This is a genomic window from Rhodococcus chondri (assembly GCF_036327435.1).
Classification (GTDB): Bacteria; Actinomycetota; Actinomycetes; order Mycobacteriales; family Mycobacteriaceae; genus Rhodococcus; species Rhodococcus chondri.
In genome coordinates, this window is record NZ_JAUZMZ010000026.1 from 24,359 (window position 1) to 39,386 (window position 15,028).

Consider the following 15,028-nt stretch of genomic DNA (forward strand, 5'->3'; position numbering starts at 1 on the left):
TCAGAGCACGTGCAGACCCAGGCCCCCGCTGCGGCGCAGGTACACCGAGCCGAATCGGGCATCGAGGCGCAGCCAGGTCGCCGAGGCCCGCACCCGCACCACTTCGCCCGGGTCGATGCCGTCGACATCCCCCGCGGCAGCACCGGGCACGAATCCCATCGACCCCAGCGCGAACACCATCCGCATGGGTACGCCCACGGTCAGCTCGCCCCCGCTGACTTCGAGCACCTCCTGCGCGAGCAGTGACGCCGGGGGACCCTGCGCCCCCTGGTCGCGAGCGACCGCGACACCGCGATGGGCGAGTTCGATCAGGACACGTGCGGGCACATCGTCGACATGGGTGTAGCCGGCGTCGCCCGGAAGAGCGCCGCGCCACGCCGAATCCATCGCCCAGCCCGGATCGACCTCGGTGTGGGGGCCGTCCAGCGCGACGAGTGCGGCGCGCAGTCCGTCCGCGGCGACGCAGATGTCGGCGGGTGTGACGGCTCCCTGCACCACACGCATCGCGAGCGCCTCGAATCCGGTGTGAACCCACGCGCCGAGCATGCCGTCGCCGCGACGGCTCAGCCGTACCACCGCCGCCTCGTCGAGCCGCAATGCGCGGGTCAGGAACGCTGTGAGGTCTCGTCTGTCGCCGGGGTCGGCGAGACGGAGCACTCGCTCTCCTGCCACGGCCCGCGGATCAGTCACGTCGCCACCGCAGCAGGAATTCGCGCTCGTCGTCGGTGAGCCTGCGCAGCCGCTGTGTCTCGATATCGAACGCGGCGATCTGCGTGGATGCGACGACAGCCGGTATCGAGTCGGCCGGGGCGCCTCCGGGACGTACTTCGTACCCGATCGTGAAATCGACCGCACGGACCTGCTGAGTCCACATGAGCACGTCGAGCGGGCCGTCGTCGTGACGCAGCTGCCCGCGGTAGCGCACGTGGAGATCGGCGATGACCGCGCCCTCCCGCAGGCTTTCGGTGGGCCGGCCGTCGGTGAACAGCCACGGGATCCGGGCCTCCTCCAGCAACGTCACCATCCGCGCGTGATTGATGTGCTGGAAGACATCCATGTCGGACCACCGCACCATCACCTCGGTGTGGAACCCGAACTGTTCCCCCACACCACTCACTCGTTACCTCCGATCGGATGCGCCGGTGCGCACCATGCTCCTGATCTGCCGTGCAGCCACCGACAGCGTGGCAAGGTCCAGGTTCCCAGACGCGAAGATCTCCTCGAGCGCCGACCTCGCCCGCACCAGCCGGGAGCCGTTGGACAATTCCCAGTCCTCGATCATCTCGGCGCAGGTCTCGCCCGGTTCGGCGCCGGCCACCACGTCCACGACCAGGGAACGCAGCGATCCGTACAGTTCGTCGCGCAAGGCCAGCCGCGCCAGCGAATGCCACCGATCGCCGCGGGCGAGGCCGGACACTGCCGTCAGCAACCTGTCGATGCCGATGTGCGCGTCGAGCGCGTAGTACAGCTCGGCGATCTCCGCCTCGTCCCGTTCGACGATGTCCGCGATATCGATGACATCGAGCAGCGGGAACTGGTCGAGCAGCCGGAACACGGTGCCGGTCGGTTCCGCGGGCGCACCGCGCTCGAGCAGTGGCTCCATCCTGATCCGGAGATCCTCCACGTGGTGCCCCCGCATCCAGTCACCCACGCGGGGGGCGAGCCGGGCGAAGGTGTCCCGGTAGCGGCTGATCTCCGCGCCGACCGCCAGCGGCTGCGGACGGGTGGAGAGCAACCTGCGCGACGCCCGGTCGAGTACCCGTCGTGATTCCAGGAGCAGGTCGTCGGCGATGTCGGTGGGCACGTCCGCCGCGCGGATTTCCTGCCACACCCGCGGAAGCCCGATGATCTCGGTGACGGCCGCGTAGGCCCGGATCGCGTCGGTGCTCGACGCGCCCGTTTCTTCCGCCAGCCGGTACACGTAGGTGATGCCACCGTGGTCGACCGTGTCGTTGGCGAGAACGGTGGCGACGATCTGGCGGCGCAGCGGGTGCGCCGTGATGGCCGTGCGGAACCGCGTGCGCAGGGCGGCCGGGAAGTATCCGGGCAGGCGGGAGGAGAAGGTGTCGCTGTCGGGCAGGTCGGTTTCGAGGAGATCGTCGACGAGCGCGAGTTTGACATGGGCGAGCAGCTGCGACAGCTCCGGAGACGTCAATCCTTCCTCCGCGGCCAGCCGCTGCTCGATCTCCGTGTCGTCCGGAAGCGCCTCGAGTGCGCGGTCGAGGCCCCTGTCGAGTTCGAGTGCCGTGATCAGCCGCTGATGCACGCGGAGCAACGACGGTGCGGCGGCCCGCTCGAGGCCGAGTACGTTGTTCTGGCTGATATTGTCCGCCAGGACGAGTTCGGCGACCTCGTCGGTCATCGATTCGAGCAGTGGATTGCGTTCTGCCCGAGGGAGATTCCCGGTGGTCACGACGGAGTCGAGCAGAATCTTGATGTTGACCTCGTGGTCGGAACAATCCACCCCGGCGGAGTTGTCGATCGCGTCGGTGTTGATCTTGCCACCGCTGCGCGCGTACTCGATGCGGCCCGACTGGGTGACACCGAGGTTCCCGCCCTCCCCCACGACCCGCGCCCGCACGTCGGCGCCGTCCACCCGCACTGCGTCGTTGCTCTTGTCACCGACGTCGGCGTGGGATTGCGAACTCGCCTTGATGTAGGTGCCGATCCCGCCGTTCCACAGCAGATCGACGGGGGCCCGCAGAATTGCACGGATCAATTCGGGCGGCGTGAGTTCGGTGATGTAGGTGGGCAGGTCGAGCACGGCGCGTGCCTGCGCGCTGATCGCGATGGACTTGCGGGTCCGGTCCCACACACCGCCGCCGCTGCTGATCAGCGCCGCGTCGTAGTCGGCCCACGACGACCGAGGCAGCGCGAACAGTCTGCATCGTTCCGCGAACGACCGTGTGGCGTCCGGGTCCGGGTCGAGGAAGATGTGACGGTGGTCGAAGGCAGCGACGAGCCGGATGTGCTCGCTGAGCAGCATGCCGTTACCGAACACATCGCCGCTCATGTCGCCGATACCGACGGCGGTGAAGTCCTGGGTCTGCGTGTCGATCCCGAGTTCCAGGAAGTGTCGTTTGACGCTTTCCCACGCTCCGCGCGCGGTGATTCCCATCTCCTTGTGGTCGTAGCCGGCCGAGCCGCCGGACGCGAACGCGTCGCCGAGCCAGAAGTCGTATTCGGCGGCAACGGAATTGGCCAGGTCGGAGAACGAGGCGGTGCCCTTGTCCGCTGCGACGACGAGGTAGGTGTCGTCACCGTCGCGGCGCACCACCCGCTCGGGGGGTATCGCCTTGCGATCGACCCGGTCGAGGTTGTCGGTGATGTCGAGCAGACCCGCGATGAAGCGCCGGTAGCAGTGTTCGCCGCGGGCGCGCAGAGCCTGCCGGTCGGTTGCGGGATCTCCCGTCGGCGGCGGCGAATGCTTCACGACGAAGCCGCCTTTGGCGCCGACGGGCACGATCACCGCATTCTTGACCGCCTGGGCTTTGACGAGGCCGAGCACCTCGGTACGGAAGTCCTCCCGACGATCGGACCAGCGCAGGCCACCGCGCGCGACCGCACCGAAACGCATATGGACGCCTTCGACGTCGGGGGCATAGACGAAAACCTCGAACTTCGGTCGCGGCCGGGGTAGTTCGGAGATGCCGGCGGGATCGAGCTTCAGTGCCAGCACACGTCCTCGGGTGGCGTCGTCGGTGTCGGGCACGAAGTAGTTGGTACGCAACGTCGAACAGACCAGGCTGAACAGAGCGCGGAGGATCCGATCGGTGGTGAGGTCGGTGACCGCATCGATCTTCTGGGTCAGCTCCTCCACGAGCTCACGTTCACGTACGTTCGACACTCCGGCCGGATCGAACATGGCCTCGAACAGTTCGACGAGCAACGCGGTCGTCTCCGGTGCAGCGAGCAACACTCCCTCGATGTTGTACTGGCTGTACGGAAACCCCGTCTGACGCAGATACTTCGCGTACGCGCGCAGCGCCAGCACCTGGCGCCACGTCAGGCCGGCACGCAGCACCAGTTCGTTGAACCGGTCGGTTTCGACGTCGCCGCACCACGCCGTCGCGAACATGTCGGTGAATCGACGGGTCAACGTCGGATCGGACTCGAGCGCACCCGGTTTCAGATCGTCCGGCACGTTCAGGCCGAAATCGTAGATGAAGCAGTCCATCCCGTCGGACCGGGTGAGCTGATAGGGACGTTCGTCGACGACTTCGACGCCGAGACTCTGCAACACGGGCAGGACCCGGCCCAAAGTGATGGATTCGGCGCCGATGTACAGCGTGAATCGCCACTGCCGTGCGGGGGCGTTGTCCGGGCGGTAGAGCAGCAGATCGAAGTCACCCGGACCCATCGGTTCGAGCCGGCGAAGGTCGGCGAGCGCACGCCCGGAGTCGAAGTCCTCCTTGTAGGCCTCGGGCACGGCGGCGGCATACCGCTGCACGAGCCCCGGATCGAAGTCCGGATCGGTGGCGGCGGCATCGGCGAGCCGATCGGTCCAGCTGCGGCTGACTTCGGCGAGCATCGCCTGCACGCGCAGCCGGTTCTGTTCGGATATGTCGATCTGCGGGGACGCACCCGACGGGAAGCGGATGGTGACGTGCAGCAACGCCAGGTCACCTTCGGAGACGCGCGCGGTGTAGTCGAGCACACCGTCCCCGTACTCGCGCAGCAGGATGTCCTGCATCGCGAGGCGGACCCGCGTGGTGTACCGATCGCGAGGCAGGTACACCAGGCACGACAGGTATCTGCCGTAGGAGTCGACCCGGACGAACAGCCGCACCTGCCGCCGGATCTCCACCACCGACGTCACGGTCTCGTAGAGGGTGCCGGTGTCCATGGAGAACAGCTCCGCACGCGGCACGGTCTGCATGGTCTCGAGCATCTGCTGGCCGGTGTACGAGGTCAGTTCGATGCCTGCCCGGGCGATCACCTCACGCACTCTGCGCGAGATCAACGGGATGTCGAGGATGTTCTCGTGCATTGCGGTGACGGTGAGCACCCCGAGGAACCGGTGTTCGCCCACCGGGACGCCATCGTCGTCCAGGACGGCAACACCGACGAAGTACGGGTAGACGGAGCGGTGCACGGTCGAGGGCCGCACGCCCTGCGTGAGAACGAGCAGCGGGCGACCGGGATCCACGTCGGCCGGAAGGTCGATCGGAGCCGCGACCTCGGAGACGCCGCGCAGCACACCGAGGCCACTGCCCGCGACGGGCCACGACCGCCGTCGGCCCGTTCCGGACCGATCCGCGAACTCGTACCGGCGGTACCCGAGCTCGTTGAAGTTTCCGCGGGCGAGCCAGCGGAGCAGCGCTGCCGTCTCGGACAGATCGCCCGCCGAGAGCGAGCCGGGCGGCGCGGCGGCGAGCCGGTCCAACTCGTCGGCGATCTCGCCTTCGAGCGAACGCATGGCTCCGGTGTCGGCGGCGACCTGCCGCACATCGGCCAGGACCCGCTCCAGCTCCGATTCGACTTCGTCGAGTGCGTCGGCCGTCGTCGTGGGGTGCAGCTGGATGTGCATCCAGGACTCCGCGGTGCCGTCGCCGGATACGGAGGCGTCGGACGTCAGCTGTTCGAGGGTGCCGGCGCGGTCGCGGCGGGCCGTGAGCACGGGGTGCACGACCGCGCCGACGGACACGCCGAGCCGCGCGAACAACGACATCACCGATTCGACGAGCAACGGCATGTCGTCGGTGACGACCTGGACGGCGGCGCCGAGGCCGTCGCCGCGACCGGGCCGGTACACGCGAATCAGGGCCGATCCGGGTGCGCGCACCTGTCCCAGCGCGAGATGCGCGGACGCGGCCCCGGTCGGCACGTCACTGCCGTCCGCGGACCGGAGGTATGCCTGTTCGAGCACCGACTCCGGGAACGAATGCCGCGGCGCCGCAGTCGAATCAGGCATGGATATCACTCCTCGGTTATCGCCGGAATACCGAGCGCCGCGGACGGGCCCGTTGTCGAGCCTATCCGCGGCGCCGGTGGTTAGGAGTGGAACTCGCGGCCTGTCAGTGGGCTTCCGCCACGCGATGCCGGTCGAGAACGTCGCGTTCGCCGTCGCTCAGGGGGCGCGAGGTCTCCGAGCGCACATCGAACCCCACGAGGACCGCATCCCCGTGCGCGCACACCACACCGTTCCGGTCCAGGATCGTGTGGCGCAGCGTGTAGGAGCGGACACCCACATGCAGCACCGCTATCTCGACAGTGAGCGGCCCCGACTCGTCCTTGAGGGGTCGCAGGAACTCGACGTCCATCTTCCGCACCGCGACCGCGCCGCGTCCGAGTTCCCCCGACTGCAGGAACTTGATCCGCGCCTCCTGCATGTACTCGACGACCTTGGTGTTGTTGACGTGCCCGAGCCGATCGGAATCGGCCCAGCGCACCTCGAGCGAGCACCGGTAGGGCTCACCTGCGACGGCCATATCAGTCACGCGTCAGCTTCCGGTGCGTGACCCGATGCGGACGGGCGGCCTCGGCGCCGAGCCGCTCGACCTTGTTGGCCTCGTACGCCTCGAAGTTGCCCTCGAACCAGAACCACTTGCCCTCTTCGACGTTGCCCTCCCACGCGAGGATGTGGGTACACGTGCGGTCGAGGAACCAGCGATCGTGCGAGATCACCACGGCGCAGCCCGGGAACTGCTGCAACGCGTTCTCCAGCGAACTCAAGGTCTCGACGTCGAGGTCGTTGGTCGGCTCGTCGAGCAGGATCAGGTTGCCGCCCTCCTTGAGGGTCAGGGCGAGGTTCAAGCGGTTGCGTTCACCACCGGAGAGCACCCCCGACTTCTTCTGCTGATCCGGGCCCTTGAAACCGAACGCGCTGACATACGCGCGCGAGGGCATCTCGTTCTGTCCGACCTCGATGAAGTCCATGCCACCGGACACAACCTCCCACACGTTCTTGGTGGGGTCGATGTTGGCCCGGTTCTGGTCGACGTAGCTGAGCTTGACGGTCTCGCCCACCTTGACGGTGCCCGAATCCGGCTGCTCGAGTCCGACGATCGTCTTGAACAACGTGGTCTTACCCACGCCGTTGGGGCCGATCACGCCGACGATGCCGTTGCGCGGCAGTGTGAAGGACAGGTCCTTGATCAGGACACGGCCCTCGAAGCCCTTGTCGAGGTGCTCGACCTCGACGACAACGTTGCCCAGCCGCGGCGGCGTCGGAATCTGGATCTCTTCGAAGTCCAGCTTGCGGTGCTTCTCCGCCTCCGCCGCCATCTCCTCGTAGCGGCCCAGACGCGCCTTGCTCTTCGTCTGCCGGGCCTTCGCGCCGGACCGGACCCACTCGAGCTCCTCCTTGAGGCGCTTCTGCAGCTTCTGGTCCTTTTTGCCCTGCACTTCGAGGCGCTCGGCCTTCTTCTCCAGGTAGGTGGAGTAGTTGCCTTCGTACGGGTGCAGCTTTCCGCGGTCGACCTCACAGATCCACTGCGCGACGTGATCGAGGAAGTACCGGTCGTGAGTGACGGCGAGGACGGCGCCGGGGTACGACGCGAGGAACTGCTCGAGCCACAGCACGGATTCGGCGTCGAGGTGGTTGGTGGGCTCGTCGAGAAGCAGCAGGTCGGGCTTGCTCAGCAGCAGCTTGCACAGCGCGACACGGCGACGCTCACCACCGGAAAGGTGGGTGACGGGCTCGTCCGGCGGCGGGCAGCGCAGCGCGTCCATCGCCTGCTCGAGCTGAGAGTCGACGTCCCACGCATTCGCGTGATCGAGCTCCTCCTGGAGCTTGCCCATCTCCTCCATCAGCTCGTCGGAGTAGTCGGTCGCCATGAGCTCGGCGATCTCGTTGAACCGGTCGAGCTTGACCTTGATCTCCCCGAGGCCCTCCTCCACGTTGCCGCGGACGGTCTTCTCCTCGTTGAGCGGCGGCTCCTGCAGCAGGATGCCGACGGTCGCCTCGGGATCGAGGAACGCTTCTCCGTTGCTGGGCTGATCCAGCCCGGCCATGATCTTGAGGATGGACGACTTGCCTGCACCGTTGGGCCCGACCACACCGATCTTGGCACCCGGGTAGAAGCTCATGGTGACGTCGTCGAGGATGACCTTGTCACCGTGCGCCTTGCGCACCTTCTTCATCGTGTATATGAACTCCGCCATGCCGACCAGCGTATCCGGCCGGGCGTGAGAACCCACATCCTGCGGTTTCGTCCCGCCGGGGACGCTGCCGGATCAGGGAGACGCGACGAGTCCGGAGACGAACGGCGTGGAGTCGGGCAGCGACGCGAACATCGTCTCCGAATGCCCGGTGGGATACGTCCGGAACTGCGGCTGCGCGCCCCCGGCCCACAGGTCGGCGGCGAGTTTGAACGCCAGCGGAGGCGGCACCATCGAGTCGCGCAGTCCCTGCCCGATGAACAGGGGGCGGTCGTATCCGGTGGTGGGTACGCCCAGATAGTCGGCGAACGCCGCCCGGAAGCGTTCGTCGGCGAGCGGGCGGGCCAGGAGCTGACCGATCTCGACGTGCGCGTAGCGGGCCTTCAGGTCGTCGTAGCATAGCCCTTCGGCCGCATCGACCACCTCGCGTCCGACGTCGGTGAGGTAGCTGTCGACATCGAGAGACGGATTCGACGTGCGGAGCCCCGCGAAGATGTAGGCGCTGAACGCGGTGAGACCGTCGAGGCCCAAGTCCGGGAAACCGGGGAAGCCGAGCGGATACAGGAGCTCGAGGTTCGAGGGGGCGCCCGTGGTGACCGTACCGCGGAAGTTCAGCTCAGGCGCCCGGACGTGCGCGAGGTGCGCGGTGTGCAACGCGGCGTGGCCGCCCTGCGACTGCCCGATCACCACCCACCGATCGGACAGCGCGGGTTCGACGGCCCGCGCCGCCCGCACGCTGTCGACGATGCTGTTGGCCGCGCTCTGCCCGTCCAGGTATCGGTGCAGTCCTTCGCTGCCGAGGCCGGGGTAGTCCGCCGCCACCACCGCATAGCCCTGCGCGAGCCAATGATCGAGATATTCCGTGTCGCGGGATGTGCGCGGATTGCGGGAAGGTGCGCATTCGTCGGCCAGGCCGGTCGTGCCGTGTGCCCACGCGACGACGGGCCGGCCACCGGCCGGTGACGCACCCGGCGGAACGAACAGCACCCCGGTGGCCGTCGTGCTCTCACCCGAACGCCACTGGGTTCGGTAGGTGAACTTCTGTGTGCTCGCGGCTCCCGGCACCGACAACTGCGCGGCCAGGGGTTGCGCGTCGATCACCGAGCCGGACGCCGTCTCGGCACCCGCCGCGGCGGGTGTGGCCAGCGCGACCGCCAGAACGCCGGCGCACGCCAGTATCCGAAGCCCCGGCCGCCCGCCGGTGCGGTGTCGTGCGGCGGGTGCGGGCGAGGCGTTTCCGATCACCCTCCGGACGATAGATTGCGCGACCCCGCACGTCCGGCAGACGCGCGGCGCCGTGCCGATTCGTTTCCGGTCTCCCGGGGAACTCCTCGCGCATGACTTCCCCTCCCTCGACCAGGCAGCCTGCACCGGCAACATCCCGGAACGGACGGGACACCGCGCGCGTCGTGGTGGTCGCGGTCAGCGCCGTGCTCGCGGTGCTCGGCTCGCTCTTCGGCTCCGGCGCCGTGGCAGGTACGCCCGTCGCCGAGGCCGCCGGAGGGGCGCTGGCCTCGGATGCCACTGCCGTCGCGCCCGGCGGCGCCGCCTTCTCGATCTGGACGCTCATCTATATCGGGCTTGTCGCGCTCGCGGTGTGGCAGGCGCTCCCGGCGCACCACACCGACGCCCGCCAGCGCGCCCTGGGCTGGTGGATCGCCGCATCGATGCTGCTCAACGCGGCGTGGATCCTGTCGATCCAGTTCGACCTGCTCGCCGTGAGCGTCGCCGTCATCGCCGCCCTGCTGGGGGTACTGATCCGCGTGTTCCTCGGCCTGAGTCACACGGCGCCGTCCGGCACACCCGAAGCTGTGGTCGTGGACGGCACGATGTTCCTGTACCTCGGCTGGGTGATGGTCGCGACCGTCGCGAACACCGCCGCCGCCCTCGACTCAGCCGATCTCGATCCGTTCGGGTTGGGCGCCGACGCGTGGGCCGTGATCGTGCTGGCCGTGGTCGCCGTGGTGTCGATCGTGGTGGCGTTCGCCGGGCGCGGTCGTCTCGCGGTCGCGGCCGGGGTGGCGTGGGGGCTGATCTGGATCGCGATCGCCAGGACCGGTGACGAGGGGTTGGTGTCGATTCCCGCCGCGGTGGCGGCCTCCGTCGCAGCCGCGGTCGTCGTGATCTCCGCCGTGACGGTCCGTCTGTCCACGCGCAACAGGCAGGACCGACGGAGCGCGTGAGCCGCTACCGGTGCTCGCGGTCGCGTCGCGCCAGTTCGGCGAACATGGCGTTGTGGGCGGCCAGATCGGCGTCGTGGTCGCGTTCCGCGGCGCGGTCGACACGGCGTGCGGTGCGCTTGTCGGAGCGCGACCACTGGACGAGCAGCGCCAACATGACCAGCACGAGTGGGATCTCCCCGGCGGACCACGCGATACCACCGCCGACCTTCTGATCGGAGAACAGATCGCTGTTCCACGGCAGTCCCAGACCGCGGTAGTAGGACTCGGCCATCACCGACCCCATGCTCATCAGCGTCACGCCGAAGAACGCGTGGAACGGCAGGGACCCGAACACCATCGCGAGCTTGGTGACCGGTTGCAGGTCGCGCGGAGACGGATCGACACCGATGACGACCCAGTAGAACAGGTAGCCGCTCAGCAGGAAGTGCAGATTCATCAGCACGTGCGCGCTGTGGCTGTCCGCGAACGCCGTGAAGATGCCGCCCAGGTACAGGGCGTAGAAGCCACCGACGAACATCACCGACGAGACGATGGGATGGGTGAAGAACCGCGACGGCGGACTGTGCAGGAATTCCAGGATCCACTCGCGCATGCCGGGCGGCGCGCCGCGTCCGGCGGGCCTGAACGCGCGCAGCGCGAGGGTCATCGCGCCGCCCAGCGCGAGCAGCACCGGGATAAGCATCGACATGGCCATATGCGCGCCCATGTGGACGCTGAACATGGCGGGTGAGTACATCCCGACACCCGCGGAGGTCGTCACCAGCAGCACGAAGCAACCGGCGACCCACGCGATCGAGCGGCCGACCGGCCACGAGTCACCGCGGCGGCGCAGCGTCCACAAACCGAGCGCGTACGCGGCGGCGAGAACCAGGGCCGCGGTGCCGAAGATCAAGTCGAGACGCCACGGCCCGAAGAACAGGTTCGCGAACGTCGGCGCGGCGTCGAGGTTGTAGCCGAGCTCTACCTCGAGCAGGGTCGGCGGGGCGTCCGGTGCGGGTGGCGGGGTACGGCCGAGACCGACGGCGAGCCCCACGGTCGCAGCGAGAATGATCGCCTCCACCGCGGTGAATCGCACCAGCGCGAGCCGGTTCGTGGGATCGGCCTCGAGCGCCGGCAACGCGCGTCGGCGCTGCATCCAGCCGAAGACGCCGAGAGCGATCAGCGCCACGGCCTTCGCGATCACCAGTCGTCCGTACGTCGTGGTGGTCAGGTCTTCGAAGGGCACCCGGACCGCGGCGTTGATGACACCGCTCAGCGCCATCACCGCGAAGGCGATGCCGGCGACGACCGAGAATCGTCGTGCCGCCAGATCCGTATAGGCGCCACCGCGCCAGGCATGTGCGAACAACATGAACAGCCCGCCCGTCCACACCGACGCTGCGACCAGGTGCAGCACGAGGCTGTTGGTCGCCATGTCGTGCGAGCCGCCGGACGCCGAATGGCCGGTCAACGCGACGGGCATCAACGTGACCAGCGACAGCAGCAGCAGGTACGGCGTCCACGACCAGCGCACCGCGAGGCGGATCAGCATCGCGGTGATCGCCGCGAGCACGGTCGTCCATGCCCACGCGAGCGCAGTCTCGATCTGCCCGACGCCCTGCCACAGGTTCTCCGGTTTGATCGCCTCGGCCAGCGGCTGCCCGGACGTGTCCGACAGGATCAGCGGAACGAGCATCGCGGCGGTCACCGCCCATACGATCGCGGCGACACCGGCGGTTCGCACCGCGCGGTAACCCCCGACGTCGAGGACGCCGTCGGCTTGCGGCGGTACGAGGAAGGCCGCGAAGAACAACGACCCGATCGTCAGCACCGCCGCGATCTCCGACATCGCCCGCACCGCGGGCAGTCCGTAGGTGGTGAGGGCGCCCGGGTCCGGTATGCCGAGCAGCACGAGCGCCTGTGCTGCCGACAGGCCGACGACGATCGCCGCGACGATCGCCGCGATGATGCCGAAGAGAACGAAGAGAGCCGACGGGTTTCCCCGTCTGCGAGCCGGTGCAGGTTGCTCCGCGGCGGGCGCGAGCTCGGGGGATGCCATAGCTATCAGGGTAGGACGTGCCGGACTCGAGGTTACGACGCGCCGTCGGAGAGACGCTCGGGACCGGTGATCACGTCGATCGCTTCCCGGAGCGCGCGCAAGGTGTCGGCGGGCAGCAGCGCATCGCAGTACGGCAGCGCGGCTGCCATCGACGCGGTGGTCGGGGTGAATCCGGGGAGGCCGGCACGAGGGTTGAGCCACACGACACGGTGGGCGCGACGACGCACCCGGCCCATCACCTGCGCGAGTTCGGCCGGATCGTCGCTGTCCCAGCCGTCCGAGGCGAGTACGACGATCGCGCCGCGCAGCAGATGACCGCGATGTGATCCGAGCACATCTGCAAGGCTCCCGGCGATGCAGGTGCCGCCGAAACGCTCGTCGACCCGGGCGTTGACCGTCTCGATCGCGCGATCGACGGAGTGCTGGGCCAGCAGCGTCGTGAGCCGCGTCGCTGTGGTGGAAAACACGAAGATCTCGGCGTCCCCGCCGCGCACCGCGGCTCGCATCAGATGCAGGTAGATGTCGGCATAGCCGCGCATCGATCGGCTCACGTCGCAGAACACGACGAGCCGTCGGCGTCGCCGTCCGGGACGCGTGCGGAGCAACCGCACCGGTTCGAACCCGGTGCGGCGGGAAGCCGAGATGCTCGCACGCAGGTCGACTCGTCCGGCGTGGTGCCGCACGCGGCGACGGGTGGGCCGGGTCAACCACCGCACGGTTGCCTGTTCGAGCCGGGCACCGAGGGCAGCCAACTCGGTGGGATCCAGGTCGGAGAACCGCTGATCGGCGGCACCGGCCAGCGCGCTGGGCAGTGCCTCTCCGGGTCGTGTCCGAGGCGGCGTCCGGTCGGCGACCGCCACGGTGCGGGTCACCCACGGAACCTCGGCGCCGCCGCCTCCCGGCCGGCGGTGAGGCTCGCCGGAGTGCGGTGCCTCGGGGGCGGTGTGCGGGGCGTCCTCCGGTCCCGTGCGACGGGCGTGCGGGTCCATCGGCAGCACGCCGTGGTCGAAGACCTCGGAGAACACGGCATCGAACACCGCGAGGCCGTCGTGCCGGTCGACGAGGGTCAGCCGTGCCGCCCAATACAGCCGATTGCGGGTGCGCGGAGGCTGCAGCCGCAGCGCCCGGGTGAGGGTCGCCGCTCCCTCCGCGGGTACCGCGACACCGGCGGTGCGAAGCCGTTCGGCCAGTGCGACGCAGAACGCGGCCAGGTCCACGCCCCGCAGCAGCGGGGCGATCACGTCGACCGGGCCACCAGGTAATCGGTGAACGCGTCACCGATCGTGTCGCGGTCGTCGGGAGTCTTCGCGAGTGCGGCAAGGGACGCGACGGCGCCGGGATCGACAAGGTCGGCGACGCCGAGCGCGGCAAGCGCGGACACCCAGTCGATGGTCTCGGCGATACCGGGCGCCTTGTCGAGGTCGAGGGCGCGGACGGCGCCGACGAAATCGGTGGCGTGCTCGATCAGCGCGGAGTTCGCGGCGGGCACGGTGCGTCGCAGGATGGCGGCGGCGTGGGCCGGACCCGGATAGTCGATCCAGTGGTACAGGCAGCGGCGACGAAGAGCGTCGTGCAGATCGCGGCTGCGGTTCGAGGTCAGGACCACCACCGGACGCTGCGTCGCGGTGAGCGTGCCCAGTTCGGGCACGGTGACGGTGAACTCCCCGAGGAACTCCAGCAGGAGCGCCTCGAATTCGTCGTCGGCCCGGTCGATTTCGTCGATGAGCAGAACCGGTGGTGTCGGTCCCCGATGACGCACGCACTGCAGGATGGGACGCTCGAGCAGATAGTCCTCGGTGTAGAGGTCGTGTTCGGCCGGGGTGTCGCCGTGTGCTTCGGCAAGCCGGATCGCGAGGAGCTGACGCTGATAGTTCCAGTCGTAGAGCGCTTCGGCGGCAGCCAGGCCCTCGTAGCATTGCAGCCGGATCAGCGGGGTGCCCAGCACCGACGCGAGGGTTTTGGCGGCCATTGTCTTGCCGACCCCCGGCTCGCCTTCGAGAAGCAGTGGCCGGCCGAGCTCCACCGCGAGATACAGCGCGGTCGCGGTGCCCTCGTCGAGCAGGTGATCGTGGGCGTCGAATCGTGCGACGACGTCGTCGGGGTCGGCAAAGCTGGACTGTGGTGCCGGCACGGTCACGCGGCGTGTTCCTTCTGATAGGCACGGCGGCAACCCGGGCAGCAGAACCACACGTCGGTGCCGTCGGAGACCAGGTGCGGGGTGGAGTCGGAGTTCGTCACCGTCATCCCGCAGATCGGATCGACCGCCGGGTGCGGCACCGTGCGCTGCTCCGCGCCACGACCCGTTAGTTCGCCACTGCGCACCCGCTGCACGATGTCGGCGACGATCGACAATCCGATCTCGGCGGGGGTGCGTGCGCCGAGGTCCAACCCTGCCGGGGTGTGGATGCGGGCTCGTTCGTCGTCGGTCAGGTCGATCTCGGCGAGGACCGCGGCACCGCGGGTGCGACTGGCCACCAGCCCGATGTAGCCGGCGCCGGCGTCGAGCCCGGCCCGGATCACGCCCGCCTCGTCGCCGCCGTGGCTCGCGACGACCACCGCGGCAATCCCGTCGGGAAGGTCGCTGCCGCGCACCGGCACCACCTCGTAGCCCACCCGGGAGGTGAAGTCGGCGACCGCCTCGGCGACCGGCGAAGTGCCGGCCACCGCGACGGTCGTCGGGGGCAGTTGCGGTTCCAGATAGATT

At 68.7% G+C, this 15,028-nt stretch carries 11 protein-coding genes; 1 reads left to right on the top strand and 10 read right to left on the bottom strand.

The genetic code is table 11. From position 1 onward, the window contains the following. From Q8814_RS07000 to Q8814_RS07025, 6 genes are all read right to left on the bottom strand, one after another. A complete protein-coding gene (locus Q8814_RS07000; protein WP_330151298.1) occupies nucleotides 1-690 on the bottom strand; it encodes a hypothetical protein in 690 nt (229 codons plus the stop codon). After that, nucleotides 683-1,117, bottom strand: coding sequence for an acyl-CoA thioesterase (locus Q8814_RS07005; RefSeq protein WP_330151299.1), 435 nt, complete (start codon nucleotides 1,115-1,117; stop codon nucleotides 683-685). Before Q8814_RS07005 ends, Q8814_RS07000 begins: the two co-directional genes overlap by 8 nt. Nucleotides 1,118-1,120: 3 nt before the next feature. Further along, nucleotides 1,121-5,914, bottom strand: coding sequence for an NAD-glutamate dehydrogenase (locus Q8814_RS07010; protein ID WP_330151300.1), 4,794 nt, complete (start codon nucleotides 5,912-5,914; stop codon nucleotides 1,121-1,123). A gap of 103 nt (nucleotides 5,915-6,017) precedes the next feature. Next, nucleotides 6,018-6,431 (bottom strand): acyl-CoA thioesterase, encoded by a 414-nt coding sequence (locus tag Q8814_RS07015; RefSeq protein WP_330151306.1) that lies wholly within the window; start codon nucleotides 6,429-6,431, stop codon nucleotides 6,018-6,020. Between the two features lies 1 nt (nucleotide 6,432). Further along, nucleotides 6,433-8,106, bottom strand: a complete 1,674-nt coding sequence (gene ettA, locus Q8814_RS07020; protein ID WP_330151301.1) for an energy-dependent translational throttle protein EttA — start codon at nucleotides 8,104-8,106, stop codon at nucleotides 6,433-6,435. Between the two features lie 72 nt (nucleotides 8,107-8,178). Further along, nucleotides 8,179-9,282, bottom strand: a complete 1,104-nt coding sequence (locus Q8814_RS07025) for an alpha/beta hydrolase (RefSeq protein WP_408015851.1) — start codon at nucleotides 9,280-9,282, stop codon at nucleotides 8,179-8,181. Between the two features lie 158 nt (nucleotides 9,283-9,440). Between Q8814_RS07025 and Q8814_RS07030 the strand changes: the two genes are divergently transcribed. Continuing rightward, on the top strand, nucleotides 9,441-10,286 hold the full coding sequence (locus tag Q8814_RS07030; protein WP_330151302.1) for a TspO/MBR family protein: 846 nt from the start codon (nucleotides 9,441-9,443) through the stop codon (nucleotides 10,284-10,286). A gap of 4 nt (nucleotides 10,287-10,290) precedes the next feature. On the opposite strand, the gene Q8814_RS07035 is transcribed toward Q8814_RS07030, so the two are convergent. The 4 genes from Q8814_RS07035 to Q8814_RS07050 all read right to left on the bottom strand — a co-directional run. Next, on the bottom strand, nucleotides 10,291-12,324 hold the full coding sequence (locus Q8814_RS07035) for a cytochrome c oxidase assembly protein (protein WP_330151303.1): 2,034 nt from the start codon (nucleotides 12,322-12,324) through the stop codon (nucleotides 10,291-10,293). A gap of 32 nt (nucleotides 12,325-12,356) precedes the next feature. Continuing rightward, nucleotides 12,357-13,565: a VWA domain-containing protein gene (locus tag Q8814_RS07040; protein WP_330151304.1), complete on the bottom strand. Its 1,209-nt coding sequence runs from the start codon at nucleotides 13,563-13,565 to the stop codon at nucleotides 12,357-12,359. Further along, the gene (locus tag Q8814_RS07045; protein WP_330151308.1) at nucleotides 13,562-14,455 is read right to left on the bottom strand and encodes an AAA family ATPase; all 894 of its coding nucleotides are present in this window, start codon (nucleotides 14,453-14,455) and stop codon (nucleotides 13,562-13,564) included. The genes Q8814_RS07040 and Q8814_RS07045 overlap by 4 nt, the downstream gene beginning before the upstream one ends. A 2-nt stretch (nucleotides 14,456-14,457) precedes the next feature. Then, nucleotides 14,458-15,028, bottom strand: a 571-nt coding sequence (locus tag Q8814_RS07050) for an XdhC family protein (protein WP_330151305.1), incomplete at its 5' end; no start/stop codon positions are given.